This is a genomic window from Paenibacillus sp. MER TA 81-3, assembly GCF_023713585.1.
GTDB lineage: Bacteria > Bacillota > Bacilli > Paenibacillales > Paenibacillaceae > Paenibacillus_B > Paenibacillus_B profundus.
The window spans coordinates 429,499-452,605 of sequence record NZ_JAMAWB010000002.1 but is presented as its reverse complement, the minus strand read 5'-3'; the positions used below and the strand labels follow the sequence as shown (position 1 = coordinate 452,605).

Here is a 23,107-nt window from a genome sequence, read left to right as displayed (position 1 = left end):
ACCTAGACCACCGTACATACGAACTAATTCTTAAGGAAGGATGACAATTGAAAATGGGAACTTCAAGCAAAAATACAAGAACTTGCAACAAAGGACACCAATACTTTAAAAGTAGCGATTGCCCAACCTGCCCGATCTGCGAGCAAGAACGCAAACCCGACACAGGATTTCTTTCACTTCTCTCGGCACCAGCTAGACGAGCATTGGAACAAAATGGAATAACCTCTCTGGAAAAGCTCTCAACGTATAGTGAAAAAGAGATCTTGCAATTTCACGGTATGGGACCAGCATCTTTACCTAAACTTAGGGCTTCTTTGCAAGAAAAAGGATTATCATTTAAAAACTAACATATAAAACGAGAGGCAGTCCTTCCCCGGAGCTTATCGTTTGGCTGTTGATTAAAATAGCTATTTTTCCGTCATACGAAGGTTTTGTCGGGATGATCTTACGAGTTTCGTTATGGTTAATCTCAAATTTCTTCGTAAATTTATTATAGTAACTTGTAACCTCGTAAAATCGTTCTTCCTTTACGAAATATCCAGCTATGTTAGCGACTAGTTGGTCATAACCGCCTTTATTGTCGCGCAGATCAATAATTAAGCCTTTCACATGGTTATCTTGGAACTGCTGCAATTTTTCTTCGAGGATTTTTTCGGGGCTTGATAAGACGGACATCGGAAAGTAGTGTGTTTTTAAATAACCATAGCCGTTGTTTAATATGTCACCTTCGATCGCCTCACCTCCTGTGGATGCCCTTATTAATGTTTGGAAGTTATCGTCGTATGCTTGAAGAGTAGCTTTCTTCGCTATCCCTATGCGCTCTATGATAATAACAAAAAGATAATAGATAAGATCTTCTATGCAGAGTATTGCATGAAAGATGAAGATGGTGAGTTTGGGGACTACATAAGCTTTTGGAAAAGGTTATGAACATAGAATTAATCTATATGACCTAACTATTGGAAATATGGGGTATAATCATTTTACTTATGAAGGTGAGGGTATCCGTGAAACAACTGATATTGTAGGCAATCAACAAGCCACGGTGATGGAGGTAAAGATAAAGGGGAGTTAAAAGAGCTGCAACCTGATTTACATAGAATGCTGAACGCACCGACAAGGATGAAAAAGAAGAAGAATTAGATGGTATACGAATAGAATTACTTGAAAGGGTTGGAAGTTGATCGAAAAGGCAAGGAGATTGGATAACATAACATTCATGACGCAGGGTGATGGCTCTATTCGGACGTCTCAATTACTTGGAGGAGACATTGGCATGGATAAAGTACAGGCTGGAATACTTGGTCTTTGCGTAGGGGATGCACTTTGAGTACCTGCCGAATTTCGGTCTAGGAAAGCTCTTATTGCAGAGCCTATAGTAGAGATGATCGGATATGGCTCTCATGGCCAGCCTCCTGGTACATGGTCAGACGATAGTTCATTAACTTTTTGTTTAATGCGAAAGCATTATAGAATGTGAGACGTTATGTGAAAGGCCTGTAAATTTAAAAACCAAATAAAACATCAATTCATGAAGTGACTAGGGAAATTAAATTAAAAGTAGGTAATGTTATGGAATTTGATAATTTAACTTTTATATGTAGTGCATGTAAACAAGTACCGGAAAAAAACTTGAATGATAAAAAAGGTTTTGAAATGGTTGCGTATGAAGATGTTATGGAATGGTCAAATTTTTCGCAAGATGTACCAGATCTGAGTATTAGGAATTGGGAAAGGACTTCAATCCCCCCAATAGCTGGTGAGATGAAAAAAGTACAAGTGCATTTTCCTTTTAATATGTCAGTTGGAGAAAAGTTTTGGACTTTGTTCAGACCTGCTCTATCAAGTTTTAACGGATGGGAGGAACATCCAAATGAAATAGATTCATCAGCAATTATTAAGTGCAGTTTTGAAAGTATTATTTCTAAAAATGAAGAAAGAGCTTGGATAAATATTAAGATCGAAGAAGTAATACGCTTAGAAATGATCACTGATAAATTCACACAAAAGGACGGAGAAGGATATTTAGGATATTTTAAATTTTTTGGAAAACCATATATGACTGAATATAACGATTGGATTTTATTTCAAGCTAGTGCACAAGGGGATTTAGGAGTGTGGGCATTAGTGAAAAAATTTAAATGTAAGAGTATTATGGTTGCATATGGTGAGTGGGAATTCCATTCAGACAGAGTATATTGCGGAAACATATTGCTGCCAGAGAATGAGATAAATGAATTAATTGAGCTTTCAGAAACATAAGGTGTTTAATTCAATAAATTCAGAGTGTCCTCAGGAGTTAGGGGAAGAGAGTAATGGGGAATTTTCGCAGATGTCAGGCCCATCACATAACACCGTATTCACGTTGCAGGGCTTTCGCCCCCTTGTCTGCAGAGGCTTTTCGAGGTGAGGTGAACTCAGAGACAACCCTCACCACCTAAGCGCGGTCGCGCCCGGGCCGTTGGCCCTTAAGTCGGTGAGGGTTCGTGAATACAGAGAACGTTATACGAAAGGGATGCAGACTGAAACAACATCATAAAATCTTGAAAACTAATATCCATAATGAATAAGAACACTTGTGCGCAGGTGAAAGAAAAGGTAAATTCTTGCACTTTTAACTTATATCGATAACAACAAGAAGAAGTAAAAAACCCACCCTAAGATTGCAAGCCGAAGGTGGGTTTTCGTTCCCAACTGACTAAGAAGGAAAAACCATCCAAGCCAATTGTATGGACCAAGTGTTAGCGCACTTAGTCTTTATTACTTATATAATACCAGAAGGAAATGTATGTATCAAAGTGAGAGATGAATTTCTGAGAAAATAAAAACATGAAAAAAGAATCAAGAAGAGAATACATTGTTGGCAACACAGAGAAGGCATCCCCATCATCTAACACCGTATCTACGCTACGGACTACGCCCTTGGTTCGCAAGATGTGGTAAGCAGAGAAGTCAAGTTAGCGAACAACCCTGCGAGGCGAAGTCCGTCGCACCCGGCGCGGAGCGCCTTAAGCCTCACAGGCTCGTAGATACAAGAACGTTATACGACAGGGTCAAATATGTAATAAGAGCCTCAAAGGCTCTTATTACTAAGCAATATGTACTTCGTTAAAAAGATGTAAGGCATCTTTAAACCCCTGTAGATATATTTTACTTTCCAGAATAGCTTGTAATGAGATTTAAGCGTTTTCATAGAGGAATGAAGTATGTTGGAGGTTATCAGGTAAAAATTCTCGAATTTATTGAAGTACTGTTCAGACTCGCCTGAAAATTGTACGCAATCAGAATTCATCTTCTTTAGGTCATTGAACATAGACTCTAATCTGGTGATTTGTTAGAATATATTCCTAAACCTAAAGAAGATAAGTAACCTAAAAGAATATCAGTGATGAGTTGGAATGTGTCCATGTAAGGCGGGGTAGAAATGGCATCATCTTTATCAGAACTTTTTAGAGATAGTTTAAAGTTTTGCGGGGCGAACAGCCTTCGATGGATATGCGGTGTAACGTGTCACAAGTGACGGCAGAGGCTTTATTTAGTATCTATACATCTATGTTGAAAATCAGTACTAACAAATGGATATTTTTATGATATGATAATATTAATCCTCAAATGGACTGACGGCACCCCAGATTTATCAGCAAATGAGGAGATTCAATCGCTTTTTGAATCTATAATTTAACAAAGGGGTCTAGATTAGATATTCCTTTCCTCTGAGAACATTTGATTTCTGCTCTCAGGCTGATTTTTGCTGTTAAGATTGCTGTTTTTAAGTCGTTGGTGAGAAAAGCATATTGGGGATGATCGCTAATCCAAAATTGGTGGTACCACGTTGTTATTACGTAGAGCATTTTTCATGTCCAAAAAAAGCAGTACAGCGCAACTAAGGAGCTCGCAGGGCGGCTATTCACTGGAAACGGCAAACCAAAGCCACAACCCTTGCAAGTAGTTGGGTTAAGGTCTTGGTTTTTGTGTATTCCTGGGGTTATGTTGACGATTGAGCCAAGCAGACAGGAGCGTCTATATCTTTTCTTCAAATACATTAGCATGTAAGGACGGTAAAAATGATCAACAGACAAACTAAAACAGACGTTATCTTAATTGGTGCCGGAATTATGAGTGCGACTTTGGGGACAATGCTGAAAGAATTAGCACCGAACTGGGAAATTACAGTGTTTGAGAAGCTTGGAAATGCAGGAGAGGAAAGCTCTAACGAATGGAATAATGCGGGAACGGGGCATGCTGCACTGTGCGAGCTTAACTATACCGTCGAAAAACCGGACGGATCCATAGATATTAGCAAAGCTATAAAAATTAATGAACAGTTTCAGGTTTCAAAGCAGTTTTGGGCTTATCTGGTAAGCAGCAATCTGATCCGTAATCCGCAGGACTTTATTATGCCATTGCCTCATATGAGTTTAGTACAAGGGGAAAATAATGTAGCGTTTTTGAAAAAACGTTTTGAAGCGCTATCAAACAATCCTCTGTTTCAGGGAATGGAATTTTGCGATGACCCGGCAAAGCTGATGGAATGGATTCCGCTTATTATGAAAGGCCGGACATTGAATGAGCCTATAGCGGCAACGAAAATCGACTCTGGAACGGACGTCAACTTTGGTGCTTTAACGCGACTATTGCTTGATCACCTAAAGAGTAAAGACGTTGATATCAAATTCAAACATAGTGTTGATTATATAAAACGTACTAGCGACGGCTCGTGGGAATTGAAAGTGCGGAATATCGATAGCGGTGCCGTCGAGCGCCATACTGCAAAGTTCGTCTTTATTGGAGGCGGGGGAGGAAGCCTGCATTTGCTGCAAAAATCCGGTATTCCTGAAGGAAAAGGGATCGGAGGCTTTCCGGTAAGCGGACTATTTATGGTGTGTAACAATCCAGATATTGTAGAGCTGCATCATGCAAAAGTATACGGCAAAGCTCCGGTTGGTGCTCCTCCAATGTCTGTTCCGCATCTTGATACAAGATATATTGACAACAAAAAATCGTTGCTTTTTGGACCGTTTGCCGGCTTCTCACCAAGGTTTTTAAAAACAGGTTCCATGTTTGATTTGGTAACTTCCGTAAAAACGCATAATCTCGTAACGATGTTGGCGGCAGGCGCAAAAAACGTTCCATTGACAAGGTACCTGATCCAGCAAGTCACGTTATCGAAAGAAAAGCGCATGAAAGATTTACGGGAGTTTGTCCCGAACGCCAAGAGCGAGGATTGGGATTTGGTGGTGGCGGGCCAACGTGTGCAAGTTATCAAAGATACAGCTCACGGCGGCAAAGGAACGCTTCAATTTGGTACGGAAGTTATTAGTGCCGCTGACGGCTCGATAGCTGCATTGCTTGGTGCTTCTCCGGGCGCTTCTACCGCCGTTCACGTTATGCTGAAGGTAATCAAACAATGCTTCCCGCAGCATCTAAAAGCGTGGGAACCGAAAATTAAAGAAATGATTCCTTCTTATGGCATGTCGCTAGTGGAAAACCCAGAGCTTATCCACGAAATCCATGCTTTAACAGCGCGGATGCTTGGTCTAAACGACAGTGAACTGCAATCCGTCATGCAGACAGTACAAAAATAATAATGAGTTAAGCGGCCTTCGTCCTGAATTTCATGGGACTGAGGCCGTTTAGCTATGCTTGCATCTTTCGTAACACGGGAAACGATAGTAAAAAAATTAATGATGATTTTAATATTTTCAAGAAAAGCACTGACATCCTATAACATCGTATCTACACTGCGGGCTTCGCCCTTGGTTCGCAAAGAGTAGTAAGCAAGGGAGATGAATCAGCGAACAACCCTGCGAGGCTAAGTCGGTCGGACCCGGCGCTTCGCGCCTTAAGCCTCTCGGATTCGTAGATACAAGAACGTTATCTGCAATTGCATTGCAAGATCAATAAAATGAAAAGGAGGAACATTTCTTGACCACAATGTTCACAAAAGCAGTTGGAATAGGTTTTATTGTTTTATCAGCACTAAGACTAACACCAATTATAAATGCGACTGGGAAGTGGTTGTTATATGTCTCGATTGCAGCGTTATTCCTAATATTATCTGACTTATTAGAGTTCATTATCGAAGGCATAGTAGAAAAGAAAGGGATTAAGTTGAATAAATCATTAAAAGTCCTACGTTTAATTTTTCTTGCGGGTGCAGTGATAGCTATAATCGTTTTACCTAATTTAAAAATCAATATTCCTGTAAAAGAAGTTAATGCATTGAGTGACGCCATCACGTTAGTTAGCTTAGGTATTGCAATAACATTAATTGGGTTCAAGAAAGAAAGAGTACAAATCTCATTATTTAATAAAACTAATACCATAAGAAATGAGGTAAGGGAGTTTATAAATTCAATTGAAGGACAGAGCATTGTTGATGAACGGATAAGCAAACTATCGCTACAAGATACACAACTGATTAGAGAGCTGAATGAGGATTCAAAGTAGAGGCAACAGCAGATAACACCGTATTCACGCGTCGGGGCTATCGCCCCTGATCTGCGTTCACATATTTCATCTTCGCTCTGCTCCTTATATAAATACTGATGAAGGAAGCAAAGTCCAAGCTATCAGCAGCAGCATAAGATGCGATGTCTGGGCGGTAGCGAATCCTCCAGCTCTATGCAAACAACCGCCATTGTTCATAGTTCAGACTTTGCATAGAGCATCCGGTAAACCTTCCTCGATAATTCATGAGTTCCTCCTTCTTCTAGGTCACATGATTACTTCGATCTATATTTCTTCGTCTGCGCCTCTCATATTCCTTCTTTCTCTCATAAAGACGCCTCAACTCTCTTGAACTCTAATACCGTATTCACGCTGCGGGGGGCTTTCGCCCCTTGGCAATCAAATGTATAATCATGGAAGAGGACTCAGACAACACACGACCCGGCCTAAGAGAGGAGCTATCTAAGGGCCGGGTCGCGTCGTGAATAAGGGAAACCAGCCTCTTAATTATTCAAAGGTAGGGAAAATCATGAGAATAATTAGATTTCGGGGAAAAAGTTTCGTTATTTGCTCATCTTTCAACCATGTCGGAAGAGGGTCCACGAGACTCTCCAGTTTGGTTTCATTGGGAAAGAGAGCGGATATGGATTATTGGAATTACTTCGACAGATAGTTTTCCAAAGAGAATACAGAAAAATCCAAAATGTGCAATTGGAATTGTTGATTTTGATCTTTATCGTGGACTTGTTTTACACATGCGGGATTTAGAGGTCATGCAGAGGTTAAATCATTTGATAATGAGCTAGCATATCGATTACTGTCACGATATTTAGGTCCACATGAAGAACGATGGATCCGAGATTTGGGAATTTAGATGACAGCAATGTATTGATATGTTTTAGGCCAGAAACCGTCGTAATCCGAGATCACTCATACGTTCCAGCAAAAGAAATGAAATAGTTAATTTGAATGGTTATTCGAAGAACTAGGAAATCAGCGCAAAGCATAAATATCCATATGCTTATATCAGACATCGAACGGAATAGTGTGAACAGGTAGTGATCAACGATGTATGAACACGTTATATAAAAGTCCCGTACACAATATATATAATAGGGATACGTTGGATAAAAACCAGTACACAGAATAGTATGAGAGTGGAGGGCAATGATGCTCGAAATACAACCAATTCCGTATAAGGATAAGCCAGTGCTGCAGAACTTATTACAACTATATCGATACGACTCGAGCGAGTTTGATGGTCATGATAAATATTTGGATCATCAGCGGACAGATGAATACCGGCATCCTTTTTTGAATTAGTGACGAAGGGGAAATACCTAGAAGAGCATGTACAAGATGACCGGTGGCGGGGACCCGTTCAATGTTTTCAGAATGATAGTCATACGTGTTAATGATGTGGACGTCGTGAACACAAGGACGTTATCGAAAAGATCCGTAAAAAATGAAAGAAAGGGAGTTGTCCATGGAACTTAAAGAAATCAATCAAAAATTAAAAGAAACAAGAGACGAATTACTTGGAATTGTTAATGCATTGAATAGAGATCAATTAAGCAAGCGTAAAGAACTAAACAGTTGGACTATTAGTCAGGTATGTCAACACTTAATCAAGACAGAAGAATTATATGTCATGGCAATAAAGAAAGGATTAAAGAGTACAGAAGATTCGTTAATCGAGAATAAACCACAATTGGAATTTTTAATAGATAGAAGCAATAAGATAGAAGCTCCTGACATTGCTAAACCGGACGATGAATCTTTAGAAGGTAAAGAAATAATTGAAAAATTAAATCATTCAAGAGAGAAGTTAAACGAAGTATTAAAAACTGTAGAAGACCCATCACTGCTAAGTAGAAGACATTTGATACACCCAGTTTTTAAAGAGATGTTATTAATTGAATGGGTTAGATCACTGTACTTGCATGAACAAAGACATATTAAACAAATTATTGAAATTAAAGATGGAATTTAAGTAAGGAAATTGCATGTTAGTTGATGTCATTCGTCATCTGAATCAATCGCTTAAGCTAGCAATAGAGCTGTACAAGATTTCGGTTAAATGAACATCTCCTGTGCCATATTGCATAAACCAAGCTTGAAGGAAAGCGGGAAATGATATGGGGATAGCATGTAAATTGAAATGCGGACATTGCACGTACCGCAGTAATGTGTTTTTAGGTATCGGGTTTAGTTATTGTTATATAAGTTCGCTCTTGCCGGTAATGAAGAAGGAAGATGATCGGCAGCGGGCCGCCTCATTTATCCATGAAGACAGTGCGGTACATACCGCTTGCGATGTGATCTATGTGTGCGAGCAGTGCGGCTATCTTCATAATGACTTGTACTTGAAGATTCGCTCGGATACCGATCAGTTTGAACTGTGTCATGTCTGCCCCCGGTGCGCGGAGCCGCTGACGTCTGAACCGCTGGAAGAACTGTACCCGGAAGCAACGGTACTGGCCTGTCCCGAATGCCGGAAAGAGAAGCTAGAGATTGAGGCTTACATGGATTGGGACTAGTTGAGTTGATGAGTTTGACACAGATTCATATGTTGGGAGCGGGTCGGGATGAAGTTAAGAACGGAATATACCTGTCCACTAGAACTGACGCATGATGTGACGAAGGGAAAATGGAAGCCCATTATTTTATGGCAGCTCGGCAAAAATCCGATGTCGCTCTCCCAATTGGAAAAGGACATCCAAGGAATTACGCAGAAGATGCTGCTTGAGCATATTAAGGAACTGTCGGATGCGCACATGGTATACAAGAAGACGTTTGAGGGCTATCCGCTCAAAGTGGAATACGGCTTGACGGATCGTGGCAAAAAGATGCTTGAGGCGATTGTGATTATGCAGGATATCGGGATCGACTTGATGAAGGAGCACGGGATGACGGATGTGCTGGCAGCAAAGGGGTTTATATAGGCTAGCGCATTAAAGAATACCCACAAAAAAGTGCGTAATTTACTTCTGATTCGCAGGACATTAATCTATGTATCAAATCATAGATGCGATAAGGAGTGAATGAAACATGAATGATGTGGAAAAACGTGTGAACCATTTGGTAGATGCTCAAGGGTTTTCGATAGTCAGCTCGGTGGATGAGGAAGGCTTTCCCAACACGAAGGCGATGCTGCCCCCGCGGAAAAGAGAGGGTATCAAGCACTTCTATTTTACAACGTATACCTCCTCCGTGAAAGTGAAGCATATATTAATACAAACACTCTCTAACTAGTAGTTTAAATTCAATTTAAATTAAAAATCTCCTCTAGACCCACAATAAGTATGACCTGCATTTGTGACTCCTATAGAAAAATATCCATGGAGATGATAGTTGGTTGTGGAGAGACAGGCGACTGATGAGAGCAGAGCCGCTGCGGAACCTGTTCCATACACGAGAGGCTGCCTATCGTCATTTTTCACTGACTTGTGGGGCAGCCCTCGGATCTCAATATGCTATTACGCTTTGAAAATCTGATCAATCCGCTCGATTTCCTCCGAAGTCAGCCGGACGGACAAGGTCTTCAGGTTGTTCAGCACCTGCTCCGGCCGCTTGGCGCCCGGGATGAGGACGTCAATAGCGTCCCGGGTCCAATACCAGGCCAGCACGACATGCGCTACTTCGGCCTGCTTCGCTTCCGCTATGTGCCGGACTTGCTCCACCTTCTCCAGATTCGCGGCGAACGCCTCGCCCTGGAACATCGGGTTGCGGGCGCGTCCGTCCGAGAACTGCGAATCCTTCGTATACTTGCCGCCCAGCAAACCTGACGCCAGAGGGAAGTAAGGGATGAACGAAATGCTGTTCTCCGCCGCATAAGGAAGAAGATCACGCTCTTTGTCGCGTTGGATCAGGTTGTATTCGTCCTGGATGACGTCGACGTAGCCGTCCTTGTTCGCTTCCCGCAATTGCTCGATGGTGAAGTTGGATACGCCGATAGCCCGAATTTTCCCCTCGTCCTTCAGCTTCTTCAACGCGCCCACGGCCTCGTCCTTCGGCGTCCGTTCGTCTGGAAAGTGAATGTAGAACAAGTCAATATAGTCGGTCTGCATACGCCGCAGGCTGCTCTCGACGGCGGCCGTCAGGAAGGCGGGAGAGTTGTCGAGCTCCACTTTGCCGTCCACGAACTTGTGCGCCCCTTTGGTGGCGATCACGATGTCCGATCGGTTGCTCCTCTCCTTGATCACTTCACCGATAAGCTTCTCGGAGTGCTCCGGCCCGTAGATGAACGCCGTGTCCAGAAAGTCGATGCCCTGATCGAAGGCCGTACGGACGACCTCCTTGCCTGTCTCATCGTTCAAGTTCGGGTGAATGTTATGTCCCCCGACCGCGTTGGCGCCAAGCCCAATCGGATTCACCCATAAGTCCGTCTTGCCGATGCGCGTCTTCTCCGTCATTCCCCTTCACTCCTTTGTTCAATGTGCCTATAAGTATAGCAGTTGCGGAGTGCCCCTGGCAAACAAAGGAAAAACGTATACATGCATCATTTTGCCAAGTTCGCCATACTTGCGCCCTGTTCGTGTGGTGTTAAAGATGCGAAGATAGTAACCAAGTGGCCGAGCGGGCATTGGCTTGAGCGGCGCTCCCATCTTCCGGCTATTGCTAACCTTCCTTCTACGTCCCTTACCATGGTTTTAGGGTAGCAGCTTTCCGGAAGATAGCGGACTGCAGTCGCCAGGCTATCGTCTTTCTTCCTTCTACAACAACTTGGGTTATTAGAGGGGCGGCTTTCCTGGCGATGCAGTTCAATGAAAAGGGGTATGCCATTATGCAGAACGACATTTATTTGCGCAGAAGCCGAAAAGTAATCGTGGTCCCGGAACAATCCAAGCTTCCGGACGCGCAGTTGGCGACGGCAATGAAAAATATAGCAGCACTCGGCTTCACCTGCTCTCCAGCACTGCTTGCGGCTCTTCGCACACTACCGGAGGTTTCGTTTATCAGGTGGTACAAAGCATTGATCCATAGCTTGAAAAAGCTTGTTGGCGCACATGTTCCATATCGGCCGATGTATCCGAATTTCCCGCAGCAAGTCATGGAAACCAGCGATGCCGAGTTATATTTGAATGCATGGTTTCATTATGTGACGAATAAAGTGCCGGAGATGGAGCCGATCGATCGGGAGATATTGCAGAGTAAGGTGAAGCTGGACATGATCGAACTCGGCAGCGAGGAGGGCTTCTTCCAGTTAATGCGTCAGCTGATGGAAGCTAATACTTCCATCTCGGACACGGACAAAAAGGATCTGGCTTGGGTCATTGAGCATGACCATGACATTGACGCTTTATTGCCGGATGCGATCCGGCATAAGGAGCAGGTTGGTTTTATCGTTGCTACATTGCTGCGTAGCGGCAAAGCGGACGTGACTCGCATTCAACGCTATGTGAAGACCGCGACAGATGTGCTGCGTCTAGCGGTTGCCTGGTCGGATGGCGATGTCAGCCTGGCGGCGAATACGCCATTTCGCAAGTTTACACGTGCAGAGCGGCGGTTGCTGCTTGGCTTGCTGGAGCAATGCCCGAATCCAATCGAAGATATGCTGCGTTATCGCGACCGATGGGTGCGTCTTGGCGAGATTTTGCATCCTTCGGAATACAAGAGCCGTTATCCGCTAAGCCAGGAAGCGTTCGATGTGCTGCGCAACGACCGGCCCTATGCGACATTCGGTCATCGTGTCGAGGAGGCGCTGCGCTATTTCGATACCGATCAGGCCGTGGAGCAGCTATTGGAGCGGCCGGGTGAATTTGCCCGGCGATTGGATCATTTGCTGCGCCTGGAAGGAGCGGAGGCGTCCTGGATTGCATCGTTTTTTGAATCGGTAGCGGATCGGGTGGCGACAGCGGTCTTGCTGCAGGTGATGACGCATTTCAAGTATCGCCAGTATTCCAATGAACTGCGGCTGTTTTTCCCGAAAGGCAATGTGGCCAAAGCGTTCTCCTTGCCAGATACGCGGCCTCCCATTGCGTCGGATGCATGCGCTGCTGTAGTGGAGATTTGTGAGCAGACGCTGCTCGCCCGCTTCGCCAAGTTGCCTGGTCTCGGGAATGTATATCTCGATGCCCAATTACAGAACTATATGGTGCCCTTCTCCCAGCGTTCCGCAAGCAAGGCCCTGCGTACGCTCGTGCGCGGCAGCAAGCTAGCCATGCCGGAAGGGGATACGATTCGTTTTTTCCTGTGGTGGAAAGAAGGAGTGGCAGACGGAAAGTCGACAGGCCGTACCGATATTGATCTCTCTGCCGGCTTGTACGATGACGTCTGGAATTACAAGGAGCATATCTCGTATACGAACTTGCGCTCTGCGCGCTACAAGGCGGCGCATAGCGGCGATATCGTAGCTGCCCCGCATGGCGCATGCGAATTCATCGACATCGATATCCCCTCTGTCATCAAGTACGGCGGACGATATATTGTTGCCTCGCTGCATTCGTTCACGGGACAAGTGTATAGCGATTTGCCGGAATGCTTCGCTGGCTGGATGATGCGTCAGCATCCGAATTCGGGGGAAGTGTTCGATCCTGCAACCGTAGTAGATCGGATTGACTTGACGGCCAACACGCAGATAGCCATTCCAGCTATACTGGATTTGGCGGAGCGCACCGTGATTTGGTGCGATCTTGCTTTGACCCGTAATCCGAATTTCTATAACAATGTGGAAGGACATCAGACTGGAGTTGTCGCCATGGGCAAAGCGATGACAACGACAGCCAAGCCCAGTCTGTATGATTTATTTCGACTGCACGCGCTGGCGCGCGGACAGCTTGTAGAGCGGGAAGAGGAGGCGCAGACGGTATTTGCCCTTCAGCGCGGGGTCACTCCGTTCGATATGGAGGAGATTATGTCGTCGTTCCTGTCTTCGTAGGGGGCAGCAGCGGTTTGTGTGTAATATCTTCGGAGATGCGGGAAACGGTCGGAGAGATTAGGGGCAGTCCCGTTCCTCTCCTTTCTATCATTTACTCCTATTTGTGAAAGTCAGCTTCCTGATTTGGATTTTTGTGAGGCCAGATAACTTAAAAATATTTGCTTGTGATATACTGAGAAAGACATGAAGACGCGCTTGGTGCAAACGAGGGAGTATAAAAAAATGGAATAAAAATGCTGAAAACGGCCAGGTGCGAATGTGCAGCTCACATGAAATCCCGGGGGGATTCGCACCAATTCTCTTGAAATATTATCCAAAAAAGTTGGTGAAAATGGATTTGTTGAAACTTATTTCAATCTAGTTTTCCCATTTCCTATGAAGTTTTCAGTAAGAAATGATTGTTTTGTTATATCTTGTGCTATTTTTCGCTGTCGCATCCTACACGGATGCGTGGATTGAAATCGTAAAATACTGCAAAGAAACTGCAAAAATACTGCGTCGCATCCTACACGGATGCGTGGATTGAAATCGGTGTAGCGTTCGGTTTGTGCCATATGTTGTCCGTCGCATCCTACACGGATGCGTGGATTGAAATTCCCGTGATTTCAAACGCGTCGATAAGGTTTCCAGTCGCATCCTACACGGATGCGTGGATTGAAATGAGTAGTACGCGGACATCCCCGTCACAATCAACACCGGTCGCATCCTACACGGATGCGTGGATTGAAATGCTGAATCTGTGCTTGGGCGGAAACTGAACACATCGTCGCATCCTACACGGATGCGTGGATTGAAATGAAAATGAAGGCTTTGGGATGTTGAGTCCAATTCTAGTCGCATCCTACACGGATGCGTGGATTGAAATGGGAATCGAGAAGATTGAATCTCTATTGGCCGCGATGTCGCATCCTACACGGATGCGTGGATTGAAATATCGCTCGGTGATGTCCGTTTAACTCGATGCCATGGTCGCATCCTACACGGATGCGTGGATTGAAATCTTACTGTATACAGGGCTTTTGTCGTTAACAGGGGTCGCATCCCACACGGATGCGTGGATTGAAATCCACTGTCAATCGTCTGTGAAAATGTCACTTTAACTGTGCTATGAAAATGTCATTTGTGTGATCAGAGGTCAGCCTTACCAGGTGACCTCTGCATAGCTATTATGTTGTGAGTACATTGCATCTTGGAATGCACTGTTATTTGTGGTACGCTTAGTTTTGGTTTTAGTTGTATCATACGTGGTTTTCCACGGATGATTCTGGGCGGGTTTGCGTGGCGACGCAGAACTCGCCTTTTTTGATCCAGACGTCCTGCGCTGTGGCTTCTGAGTTTCTTTCAGTGCCCAGGGCTGGCCTTGGTGCCACAATAATACGTCCCCTGATAACGTCTCCCGCACTTCAACCGTCGTTTCTGCATCTAGACGAAGGGAAGCAGGCTGGGCAAGGGTATAGCACTTTCCGTTGTACGAGAGGGTGTTTCCGGTCCCGAGTTGCCGATAATTGCGAAGCGTGAACACATGATTTAAATCGATAGACGGATCAAGCTTCAGGTAAGCCGAAACGGTCATTTTAGGCTCTATGGCAAATTTGTGATTGTGCTTCTGCAATAGGCTAGGCAGAGCCGCGTTCGCCTCTTCCAGCGTCTTGATGCCAAGAAGCCGCAGTTCGATCACCAAGCGATCCTGAAACGTTTGCCAGAGACGTTCCACCCGTCCCTTGGCTTGCGGTGTAATTGCCTTGATGTGCTCAATATGAAAGTCAGCCATCGCTTGCCGAAGTGGGAGAGCGGTTTGGTCTCCCCAGCGAGCTCTTGCTCGAGCGTCAGCTTTTCGTTAGGCGACCGGAAAATCGTATGCCGATCACTGTAAAGCCCAAGGGGAATCCCGTATTTTTCTATCCCTTGCTGCATGACAAGGGAATAGGCCTCCCGGCATTCGTTCGGACGAAAGACGGCACCGACAACCGTACCTTGTTGCATCGTCAATCGCAGCATGCAGCGTAAAGGACGGAGCCCGATCCTCCAACCATGCATAAGGAGTTGCGTCAATCTGCCACAGCATGCCGGCTTGCGGTTTGCGTTCGCGTGGCGGATGGGCTTTACTGCGGCGCCGTTGCTTGGCCTGCTTAAGCCCGCTAGTTAGAAGGATGCGCCTTACGCTGGAAGCACTCAGTGTCAGCGATTCATGCTCCTCAAGAAGCTCTGCGAAGTGACAGCAATTGCTCCCGTAATACTTGGCTGTGTACAGCTCAATGACTCGTTCCTTCACTTCATTGGGTAGGGCGTGTCCGTTTCCCCCGATTCTTGTGTATAAGTTCTTGTGCCCCTTTTCCGGATTGGTATTTCTTCTGTGATCGAATGACTTGGCGTTCTGATAAACCAAGCGCTGCCGCTCCCTCCCTATTGGTCATCCGCCCATCTATGATTTTCTCCACAACGAGTACCTTCTTCATTTCTGCTTTCGTCAATGTCATTATCTCCTGTCCCATAGTGACATATCTCAGAACAGTTATAGGGTGACATTATCACAGAAGAACAACAGAGGGCGCGATCACACAGTTAAAATGTTACTAAAAGAAGTACCGGTTCATTTACATCGAAATGTTACCGAAGGGAAGTGTGATGAAAATGTCCATGAAAACACGATGTGAAGTGATTCATCCCCAGGTTACCTGCCCTTCGTTCTCCGAAGGCCAGACCGACGGTCATCAAGCGATAGCCAGTTGCCTAATTTCGCGCACAACCGCCCATGATTGCCTGCGATTGGAATGAAACACGTCCGGGGCGCTAGAAATCGATTTGGTCGAACACAACGGCGAATCGTCGCTCGACTCAAACGTAGAATGAAAAATAAGTGGAAAATTGATCTAATTTGTCGGATATGTGGAATCTATGATATCCTAAAGGGTGAACGGATCGAGGAGTAGATAATTCGAGATGATACCGATTTCAAAACAACGTAGAGAAAGAAAAAATCCACATTATCCACATTATCAAAGAATAGCTACAATGGATGATGGAGACACGACACAGAATGAAAGAGGCGCATCACATGTTTAATGAGATCGAAAAAGAAGCAGTTTATAATGTCATTCATAAAAGAAGAGACATTCGGAATTTTCTTCCGAATCCTGTACCTAAAGAGATTATCGACCGAATTTTACAAGCGGCACACCATGCACCCTCTGTAGGATTTATGCAGCCATGGAATTTCATTATAGTGGATTCTATGGAAGTCAAAGAGAGATTAGCTTGGGCTACAGAAAAAGAAAGACGAGCTTTGGCGATTCATTACGAAGAAGAGCGCGCTACCCAATTTTTAAGTTTAAAAATTGCAGGAATTAAAGAGGCGCCCTTAACGATCTGTGTCACCTGTGATCCAACAAGCGGGGGCTCGCATGTACTAGGACGAAATTCGATTCCGGAGACGGATATTCTTTCTACAGCATGTGCAATCCAAAATATGTGGTTAGCGGCGTGTGTAGAAGGTTTAGCCATGGGATGGGTAAGTTTTTACAAAAAAAATGATGTTCGAGATATTTTGCAAATACCTCCGCACATTGACCCTGTTGCTTTAATTTCCATTGGATATACGGACGACTACCCTTCTGCTCCCATTTTAGAACAAGTGAAGTGGGAAAAACGAAAATCTCTTGAAAATCTAATATTTCATAATAAATGGGGAGAACAATAAGCGAATGGATTGTAACAAGCTATAGTTATTTAGCTTGTTACTTCTCATCGGCTTTGGTCTGGGCAATTTTGAACATATTACGGTACGAGCAAGGGAAGCGGAAAATTTGACTTAGCCGCTCGATTCATTCGTCACTGGGGGGTAGGGGGGATTGCCGCCCTAAAGGTCTTAAATTTATTGAAAAACAACATGAAACAAGAACACTTTTTACTGTCAGTTAAAGAGAGCAGGTAGTACTCGAATGATTTCTCCCTCATACGCATCCTCATTTATAAACCGCCCAATCTCCGCCTTATAATACCGCGCTTGCGCAAAGTACAGCCCGTTCTCCTCATACGGATAGTCCGTATAGGCGAAGTTCACGGCTCGACCAACTTGCGGCTGTGTTAGCAGTAGGCCAAATTCATCGTAGCTGTACGTCTCCGTCAGTTTGCCTTTCGGATCCTGAATCCCAATAATGCTCCCCAGATGATCACAGGAATAGCCCCCGCCCTCTCTGTTGCTGTGCTTCTTGTGCAAACGATCCAGGCAGAAGCTGTACTTTCCTACAGCTTCTGCCCCTCGTATACCGCTAACACATCATTGTACGCCGGGGGCAGGTGAATTACAAAGTCGTACGTTTTCCCGGCTGTTTTGCTCTGAGCGCGCGCCTAAGCCGTCATAGCGGTACTCAGATATTTTTTTCCATCCTCTACGACCTTTTATTGGATAATCAACAGGATTTCCGGGCATTTCCGGGATGAAAAATGAGTAGCAGTTCCCCTGCTAATTCCTTTAATTTTCCCACTTTAAGGAGCAAAGATCACGGATTCAGGTTACTATTTTCTCCTATGTGATGGTAAGACCAGTGGAATTGTTCATTATTCGCCGGGTATTGGTACGCTTATTTTTAGTGGTATCATACGTGGTTTTCCACGGATGATTCTGGGCGGGTTTGCGTGGCGACGCAGAACTCGCCTTTTTTGATCCAGACGTCCTGCGCTGTGGCTTCTGAGTTTCTTTCAGTGCCCAGGGTTGGCCTTGGTGCCACAATAATACGTCCCCTGTTAACGTCTCCCGCACTTCAACCGTCGTTTTTGCATCTAGACGAAGGGAAGCAGGCTGGGTAAGGGTATAGCACTTTCCGTTGTACGAGAGGGTGTTTCCGGTCCCGAGTTGCCGATAATTGCGAAGCGTGAACACATGATTTAAATCGATAGACGGATCAAGCTTCAGGTAAGCCGAAACGGTCATTTTAGGCTCTATGGCAAATTTGTGATTGTGCTTCTGCAATAGGCTGGGCAGAGCCGCGTTCGCCTCTTCCAGCGTCTGATGCCAAGAAGCCGCAGTTCGATCACCAAGCGATCCTGAAACGTTTGCCAGAGACGTTCCACCCGTCCCTTGGCTTGCGGTGTAATTGCCTTGATGTGCTCAATATGCAAGTCAGCCATCGCTTGCCGAAGTGGGAGAGCGGTTTGGTCTCCCCAGCGAGCTCTTGCTCGAGCGTCAGCTTTTCGTTAGGCGACCGGAAAATCGTATGCCGATCACTGTAAAACCCAAGGGGAATCCCGTATTTTTCTATCCCTTGCTGCATGACAAGGGAATAGGCCTCCCGGCATTCGTTCGGACGAAAGACGGCACCGACAACCGTACCTGTTGCATCGTCAATCGCAGCATGCAGCGTAAAGGACGGAGCCCGATCCTCCTGCGGCGCCGTTGCTTGGCCTGCTTAAGCCCGCTAGTTAGAAGGATGCGCCTTACGCTGGAGGCACTCAGTGTCAGCGATTCATGCTCCTCAAGAAGCTCTGCGAAGTGACAGCAATTGCTCCCGTAATACTTGGCTGTGTACAGCTCAATGACTCGTTCCTTCACTTCATTGGGTAGGGCGTGTCCGTTTCCCCCGATTCTTGTGTATAAGTTCTTGTGCCCCTTTTCCGGATTGGTATTTCTTCTGTAATCGAATGACTTGGCGTTCTGATAAACCAAGCGCTGCCGCTCCCTCCCTATTGGTCATCCGCCCATCTATGATTTTCTCCACAACGAGTACCTTCTTCATTTCTGCTTTCGTCAATGTCATTATCTCCTGTCCCATAGTGACATTATCTCAGAACAGTTATAGGGTGACATTATCACAGAAGAACAACAGTGGATTGAAATCCACTTGACTATTTGATACTATATGTGATAATATATCGCATCCTACACGGATGCGTGGATTGAAATATCAGCACGGGATGTGTCGCATCTAACGCAGTTGAGTGCATTGAAAAAATTACAAGACTGAATAAGTTGCAGCCGTCGGAGCACGACAAAGAGCAGGAAGCATAACGCTTCACTGCTCTTTTATGTATCAAAATTCGACTTTAAGACTGTCTCCGTTAACATATACGCCCTTAGAACGGGTAATCGGCAGCTTCTGTTCAGCCGTGAAGCCAATCGTTTCGCCATCTCGTAAAGTGATGTCCTGCTCTACGACATAAGCGGAAATATCAATCAGGAAGTTGCGCAGCTCGGCAGGGGCTGCCTGACTGTCGAGCACTTCGAATTCGTCCTTGCCGAAATGCTCCAGCCCGACCGTATATCCGTTCGTCCCTGCTTCCGTTCTGACCAGGCCGAAATGTACCAGATTTAATAAAGGATACTCGTCACCAGACTTCATCATCTCGGCCAGCTCCACAAATAGTTCAGGCTGAAAGACGGTGCCGGATGAATAGAGCCCGATTGCATTCGGGAGCTTCAAGCAGCTGGCCGCCAGCTTGGTATACAGCCTTCCGCTGTCGAGCGGGGAGGCGGAGCGGGTAAATGCAGCCAATATGATTTGAGCCACATGCGTTTTGGTGATCTCCGCGGCCTCCTGCCAGAGGTAGTTCCCTTGCGCGTAATGTTCGGCCTCGCCGTCCGGTATGGGAGCATCTACAAAGCTTACGGCCAAGGTGAAGCCCTCCACCTCAAAAACCAGGATTCCCTCCTTTTCTTCCTCGGAGTTCTGACCTTCTCCCTCTGTTGGTGAACAGGAGATGTTCCAGTCCTGGAGCAGGTTCTCCTTGATCTGATCGAGATCGCACTCCGAAGAGTTCAGCAGAACGAAACCGTTAAAAATGCCAGATGATTCCTTTTCAGGCTCTGCAGCATCATTTTGCGCTTGTTCCGCCTCCAAAGCGGCCGCTTGCTTCATCCAATACTCGCGGATCATTTCGACCGTCGCAATCGCTTCCTGCTCCGCAGTAGCTGGATCATAGGGCTGCATCTCACTGAACACATGGCCGCAATGCTCCGTGTCAGACGGAGTTTCATAGCCGCCGCAGACGCCGAGGAGCCATTTTCCGAGCATTATCTTCTTATACTTGAATATGTAGTAGTGCATGTTGTGCAGATCAAATTCCCCTGCGATCTCAATCTTGCTAGGTTTCCGACCGAGTTCATGTTCATCAGCCAGCCATTCTATCATGGATTGCATTGCCGCCTGTTGTTGGGCTATCATTACATCTCTCCTCTCCCTTACCATAATATTGTAATGTGTCGGCGCCATCTTTTAAAGTAAACAGTTTGTACGTTCGTTGCGCTCTACCACTCTTTTTGAACAAAGGAGCGAAGTAACTCAACAAAGAGTTTTTTGCTGGACAACAGGAAGCGGTATGACGTATCGTTCGTCTGCCATGCAGGCGAGATTTTTTGTTTCAAAGGTGGTGAGATCTATGTTATATAATAAAAAAGTCCTGAAGCATATTGAACATCAGCTTAGAAAATGGGATGAAAGTAATACCAATTCATAAAGATAGAGGATTATTTACATAAAAATTGGTAGATCTTATTCGCAGTATGTCCACATGACACAAGCTGATCATTCAACAATGTGCAAAGATCGAGGTGCCGGACTGAGGCTTAGCCATCAGCCAGCGGCTGCGCCATCTCATGGGCAGGGATACAGAGGTCGTAATCGAACCGGGGGCAAGCAGGTATGGATGGCACGCCTGCTGCAATGGCATGAAAAAAGGGAGATGTGCATGAATGAATAGTGGCATGAGGCAGAAAAGTACACAAGTGCTGGAGGAGAAAGCGGTGCTGGCCGCATTGGAGCAGTCGCTCGCCATGATCGAGTTTAACATCCAGGGTGAAGTTCTTTGGGCGAACAATCTATTTGCTCAGACGATGGGGTATACGGCGTCAGAACTTGTCGGCAAGCACCATCGGATGTTTTGCACGCAACAGTTTGTCGGCAGTTCGGAGTATGATACGTTTTGGGAGAATTTGCGGAACGGTATAAAATTTCAACAGAAAATCGCCCGGGTAGCGAAAAATGGGGACCTGGTGTGGCTTGAAGCAACGTATATGCCGGTTCTGGATGATACCGGCCACACAGTGGCTGTCTTGAAGGTGGCGACCGACATCACGCCAAGGGAAAACGCCGCCTCCCGAATGAAGGACGAGCTGCGGCTGATGGCGGAAGAGTTGCTGAAGCGGACGGAAGAAGGCGTGGAGCGCAACCAGCAGGTTGCGGCAGCCATTCAGCGCGCGGTGACTGACAGTGAAGATAACTTAACCCTCCTGCGGCAATTGGAAGATGAATACAAGTCCATCAAAGGAATTGTTCAGATGATCCAGGATTTTGCCTCACAAACCCACCTGCTGGGCCTGAACGCGGCGATTGAGGCAGCCCATGCCGGGGAGCATGGCCTAGGGTTTCAGGTGGTTGCCGCCGAGGTACGGAAGCTGGCGGAGCATGTCCAAGAGGCGGCCAAGGAAGTCCAAGCCGCCATCGAGGGAATCGCCGATAAGGTAGGACATGTCGGCGGGGGGACGAAGAGCTCCCGGGACGCAATCGTCGAATGTCAGCATCAAATTAGGCAAGCCACTGAGGAATTTGCCGAAATCGGTAAAGCAGCGGGTAATCTGGATGCGCAGGCGAAAACATTGAGTTTTATGATGTAACGAGGGCTGGACATTCATATCACAAAGAAATCAAAAAGAGCGTTTTAGCCCATCAGCAGGCTTGAAACGCTCTTTTTGTTGTCTTGCAAATTCACGTGCAATGAGTTCTGTCACAGGCGGCATCGTATCAACCAAGCTATGATTCATCTTAGAGAGATTCACGCAATTAAAGTGAAAAAAATTCAACCTGATAAAAATTGAATAGAAAACTGAGCGGAGATCAGGGAAAGAGGTGCGATTCCTCTACAGGCCCTAGCTACTGTGAAGCGGACGAAATCCCATTGATGTCACTGGAACCATTTCCGGGAAGGCGGGAAAGTAGAATGATGCCAAGTCAGGAGACCTCCTCTGTTCAGCCTTGCAACAACTTCTAAGGGAACAGTTGTCTATTGCAGAGAACCCAGGCACAAGTGTGTTCATTTCATAAACACACTTGGATACTGCCTTTTCTTCGTATGGACACGAGACCTTTAGGTTTCGTGTTTTTTTGTTCCCTTTTTAGAGGCTGTAAGTTAACTCGGGAAAGGAGAGGGAAAGATGGATTACATCAAAAATCCTAAGAAGATTGAAGAAAAAAGCTTTGAAATCATACAGGATATCATTAAGGAAACAAGACCTGAATATGCATTCCGCAATAGGGAAGAGGAACTGGTCATCAAGCGGGCGATTCATACGACGGCGGATTTTGACTATTTGGATAATCTCGTTTTTACGCATGATGCTTTGACGAAAATACGCGAAACGATCCGGCAGGGAGGCATCATTTTTACCGATACGAATATGGCCCTGAGCGGCATGAATAAAAAGCTGCTGGAGCAATACGGCTGCCGCTACCGCTGCTACGTCAATGAGCCGGAAACGGCGGAGGTTGCCCAACAGCAAGGCATCACCCGCTCCATGGCAGGGATTCAGCTTGCTGCCAGAGAAGAAGGGCGGAAATTGTTTGTCATCGGCAATGCGCCTACCGCCGTCTATCAAATTCTGGAGATGGCGGCTGCCGGTGAGTTGGACGTTGAGGCTGTCGTCGGCGTGCCTGTTGGGTTTGTCGGGGCGGCCGAATCGAAAGAAGCGCTCTATGAAAGCGACATTCCGGCGGTCGTTGCCCGGGGGCGGAAGGGCGGAAGCAATCTGGCTGCGGCCATCATGAACGCCGTGCTGTACGCGATGTAAGA

The 23,107-nt window shown here is 45.7% G+C and carries 18 protein-coding genes, 3 pseudogenes, 1 CRISPR repeat array and 1 riboswitch; of the genes and pseudogenes, 15 read left to right on the top strand and 6 right to left on the bottom strand.

The window, feature by feature from the left end; genetic code table 11:
• Positions 1-53 precede the first annotated feature (53 nt).
• Positions 54-347 (top strand): RNA polymerase alpha subunit C-terminal domain-containing protein, encoded by a 294-nt coding sequence (locus M3650_RS04475; RefSeq protein ID WP_251572770.1) that lies wholly within the window; start codon positions 54-56, stop codon positions 345-347.
• On the opposite strand, the gene M3650_RS04470 is transcribed toward M3650_RS04475, so the two are convergent.
• Positions 337-720 (bottom strand): S41 family peptidase, encoded by a 384-nt coding sequence (locus M3650_RS04470; protein ID WP_311295021.1) that lies wholly within the window; start codon positions 718-720, stop codon positions 337-339. The genes M3650_RS04475 and M3650_RS04470 overlap by 11 nt on opposite strands.
• Positions 721-1,345: 625 nt before the next feature.
• On the opposite strand from M3650_RS04470, the pseudogene M3650_RS32500 reads away from it, so the two are divergent.
• The 9 genes and pseudogenes from M3650_RS32500 to M3650_RS04420 form a co-directional block, all read left to right on the top strand.
• Positions 1,346-1,480, top strand: a pseudogene (locus M3650_RS32500) (ADP-ribosylglycohydrolase family protein); the annotation flags it as partial.
• A gap of 56 nt (positions 1,481-1,536) precedes the next feature.
• Positions 1,537-2,262: a hypothetical protein gene (locus M3650_RS04465; RefSeq protein WP_251572711.1), complete on the top strand. Its 726-nt coding sequence runs from the start codon at positions 1,537-1,539 to the stop codon at positions 2,260-2,262.
• Positions 2,263-4,064: 1,802 nt separating this feature from the next.
• Positions 4,065-5,585 (top strand): malate:quinone oxidoreductase, encoded by a 1,521-nt coding sequence (locus tag M3650_RS04455; protein ID WP_251572709.1) that lies wholly within the window; start codon positions 4,065-4,067, stop codon positions 5,583-5,585.
• A gap of 349 nt (positions 5,586-5,934) precedes the next feature.
• Positions 5,935-6,450, top strand: coding sequence for a hypothetical protein (locus tag M3650_RS04450; protein WP_251572768.1), 516 nt, complete (start codon positions 5,935-5,937; stop codon positions 6,448-6,450).
• Positions 6,451-7,620: 1,170 nt separating this feature from the next.
• The gene (locus M3650_RS04440; RefSeq protein WP_251572706.1) at positions 7,621-7,773 is read left to right on the top strand and encodes a hypothetical protein; all 153 of its coding nucleotides are present in this window, start codon (positions 7,621-7,623) and stop codon (positions 7,771-7,773) included.
• 163 nt (positions 7,774-7,936) lie between these two features.
• Positions 7,937-8,443 (top strand): DinB family protein, encoded by a 507-nt coding sequence (locus M3650_RS04435; RefSeq protein WP_251572704.1) that lies wholly within the window; start codon positions 7,937-7,939, stop codon positions 8,441-8,443.
• A 250-nt stretch (positions 8,444-8,693) separates the two neighbouring features.
• Positions 8,694-8,990 (top strand): hypothetical protein, encoded by a 297-nt coding sequence (locus tag M3650_RS04430; RefSeq protein ID WP_251572702.1) that lies wholly within the window; start codon positions 8,694-8,696, stop codon positions 8,988-8,990.
• A gap of 48 nt (positions 8,991-9,038) precedes the next feature.
• Positions 9,039-9,395 carry a winged helix-turn-helix transcriptional regulator gene (locus M3650_RS04425; protein WP_019419138.1) on the top strand — a complete coding sequence of 119 codons (357 nt, stop codon included), beginning with the start codon at positions 9,039-9,041 and terminating at the stop codon, positions 9,393-9,395.
• A gap of 106 nt (positions 9,396-9,501) precedes the next feature.
• On the top strand, positions 9,502-9,705 hold the full coding sequence (locus tag M3650_RS04420) for a pyridoxamine 5'-phosphate oxidase family protein (RefSeq protein WP_251572700.1): 204 nt from the start codon (positions 9,502-9,504) through the stop codon (positions 9,703-9,705).
• Between the two features lie 224 nt (positions 9,706-9,929).
• Here M3650_RS04420 and M3650_RS04415 read toward each other — a convergent pair whose 3' ends face one another.
• A complete protein-coding gene (locus tag M3650_RS04415) occupies positions 9,930-10,865 on the bottom strand; it encodes an aldo/keto reductase (RefSeq protein WP_251572698.1) in 936 nt (311 codons plus the stop codon).
• A gap of 341 nt (positions 10,866-11,206) precedes the next feature.
• On the opposite strand from M3650_RS04415, the gene M3650_RS04410 reads away from it, so the two are divergent.
• Complete coding sequence (locus M3650_RS04410; RefSeq protein WP_251572696.1) at positions 11,207-13,330, top strand: TerD family protein; 2,124 nt, start codon at positions 11,207-11,209, stop codon at positions 13,328-13,330.
• 430 nt (positions 13,331-13,760) lie between these two features.
• A CRISPR array of direct repeats spans positions 13,761-14,396; the repeat unit is 32 nt; unit sequence GTCGCATCCTACACGGATGCGTGGATTGAAAT.
• A 75-nt stretch (positions 14,397-14,471) separates the two neighbouring features.
• Here the strand turns inward: M3650_RS04410 and M3650_RS33095 are convergent.
• Positions 14,472-15,801 (bottom strand): annotated as a pseudogene (locus tag M3650_RS33095) (ISNCY family transposase).
• A gap of 584 nt (positions 15,802-16,385) precedes the next feature.
• Here M3650_RS33095 and bluB point away from each other — a divergent pair.
• A complete protein-coding gene (gene bluB, locus M3650_RS04390) occupies positions 16,386-17,027 on the top strand; it encodes a 5,6-dimethylbenzimidazole synthase (protein ID WP_019418913.1) in 642 nt (213 codons plus the stop codon).
• A gap of 213 nt (positions 17,028-17,240) precedes the next feature.
• On the opposite strand, the gene M3650_RS04385 is transcribed toward bluB, so the two are convergent.
• From M3650_RS04385 to M3650_RS04365, 3 genes and pseudogenes are all read right to left on the bottom strand, one after another.
• On the bottom strand, positions 17,241-17,546 hold the full coding sequence (locus M3650_RS04385) for an RHS repeat domain-containing protein (RefSeq protein ID WP_251572689.1): 306 nt from the start codon (positions 17,544-17,546) through the stop codon (positions 17,241-17,243).
• 309 nt (positions 17,547-17,855) lie between these two features.
• A pseudogene (locus tag M3650_RS33090) lies at positions 17,856-19,077 on the bottom strand (transposase family protein).
• A gap of 279 nt (positions 19,078-19,356) precedes the next feature.
• Positions 19,357-20,487 carry a DUF4261 domain-containing protein gene (locus tag M3650_RS04365; RefSeq protein ID WP_251572681.1) on the bottom strand — a complete coding sequence of 377 codons (1,131 nt, stop codon included), beginning with the start codon at positions 20,485-20,487 and terminating at the stop codon, positions 19,357-19,359.
• A 370-nt stretch (positions 20,488-20,857) separates the two neighbouring features.
• Between M3650_RS04365 and M3650_RS04360 the strand changes: the two genes are divergently transcribed.
• From M3650_RS04360 to M3650_RS04350, 3 genes are all read left to right on the top strand, one after another.
• Complete coding sequence (locus M3650_RS04360; protein ID WP_251572679.1) at positions 20,858-21,022, top strand: hypothetical protein; 165 nt, start codon at positions 20,858-20,860, stop codon at positions 21,020-21,022.
• The gene (locus M3650_RS04355) at positions 21,015-21,935 is read left to right on the top strand and encodes a methyl-accepting chemotaxis protein (RefSeq protein ID WP_251572677.1); all 921 of its coding nucleotides are present in this window, start codon (positions 21,015-21,017) and stop codon (positions 21,933-21,935) included. Before M3650_RS04360 ends, M3650_RS04355 begins: the two co-directional genes overlap by 8 nt.
• 190 nt (positions 21,936-22,125) lie before the next feature.
• Positions 22,126-22,297, top strand: a riboswitch (cobalamin riboswitch).
• Positions 22,298-22,472: 175 nt separating this feature from the next.
• Positions 22,473-23,105: a cobalt-precorrin-8 methylmutase gene (locus M3650_RS04350; RefSeq protein ID WP_251572675.1), complete on the top strand. Its 633-nt coding sequence runs from the start codon at positions 22,473-22,475 to the stop codon at positions 23,103-23,105.
• Positions 23,106-23,107 lie beyond the last annotated feature (2 nt).

What these genes read in the sequence shown, in the direction of transcription:
- M3650_RS04475 (WP_251572770.1), top strand. Translation starts at nt 54, where the DNA reads ATGGGAACTTCAAGCAAAAATACAAGAACTTGCAACAAAGGACACCAA.
- M3650_RS04455 (WP_251572709.1), top strand. Translation starts at nt 4,065, where the DNA reads ATGATCAACAGACAAACTAAAACAGACGTTATCTTAATTGGTGCCGGA.
- M3650_RS04450 (WP_251572768.1), top strand. Translation starts at nt 5,935, where the DNA reads ATGTTCACAAAAGCAGTTGGAATAGGTTTTATTGTTTTATCAGCACTA.
- M3650_RS04440 (WP_251572706.1), top strand. Translation starts at nt 7,621, where the DNA reads ATGCTCGAAATACAACCAATTCCGTATAAGGATAAGCCAGTGCTGCAG.
- M3650_RS04435 (WP_251572704.1), top strand. Translation starts at nt 7,937, where the DNA reads ATGGAACTTAAAGAAATCAATCAAAAATTAAAAGAAACAAGAGACGAA.
- M3650_RS04430 (WP_251572702.1), top strand. Translation starts at nt 8,694, where the DNA reads ATGAAGAAGGAAGATGATCGGCAGCGGGCCGCCTCATTTATCCATGAA.
- M3650_RS04425 (WP_019419138.1), top strand. Translation starts at nt 9,039, where the DNA reads ATGAAGTTAAGAACGGAATATACCTGTCCACTAGAACTGACGCATGAT.
- M3650_RS04420 (WP_251572700.1), top strand. Translation starts at nt 9,502, where the DNA reads ATGAATGATGTGGAAAAACGTGTGAACCATTTGGTAGATGCTCAAGGG.
- M3650_RS04415 (WP_251572698.1), bottom strand. Translation starts at nt 10,865, where the DNA reads ATGACGGAGAAGACGCGCATCGGCAAGACGGACTTATGGGTGAATCCG.
- M3650_RS04410 (WP_251572696.1), top strand. Translation starts at nt 11,207, where the DNA reads ATGCAGTTCAATGAAAAGGGGTATGCCATTATGCAGAACGACATTTAT.
- bluB (WP_019418913.1), top strand. Translation starts at nt 16,386, where the DNA reads ATGTTTAATGAGATCGAAAAAGAAGCAGTTTATAATGTCATTCATAAA.
- M3650_RS04365 (WP_251572681.1), bottom strand. Translation starts at nt 20,487, where the DNA reads ATGATAGCCCAACAACAGGCGGCAATGCAATCCATGATAGAATGGCTG.
- M3650_RS04360 (WP_251572679.1), top strand. Translation starts at nt 20,858, where the DNA reads ATGTGCAAAGATCGAGGTGCCGGACTGAGGCTTAGCCATCAGCCAGCG.
- M3650_RS04355 (WP_251572677.1), top strand. Translation starts at nt 21,015, where the DNA reads ATGAATAGTGGCATGAGGCAGAAAAGTACACAAGTGCTGGAGGAGAAA.
- M3650_RS04350 (WP_251572675.1), top strand. Translation starts at nt 22,473, where the DNA reads ATGGATTACATCAAAAATCCTAAGAAGATTGAAGAAAAAAGCTTTGAA.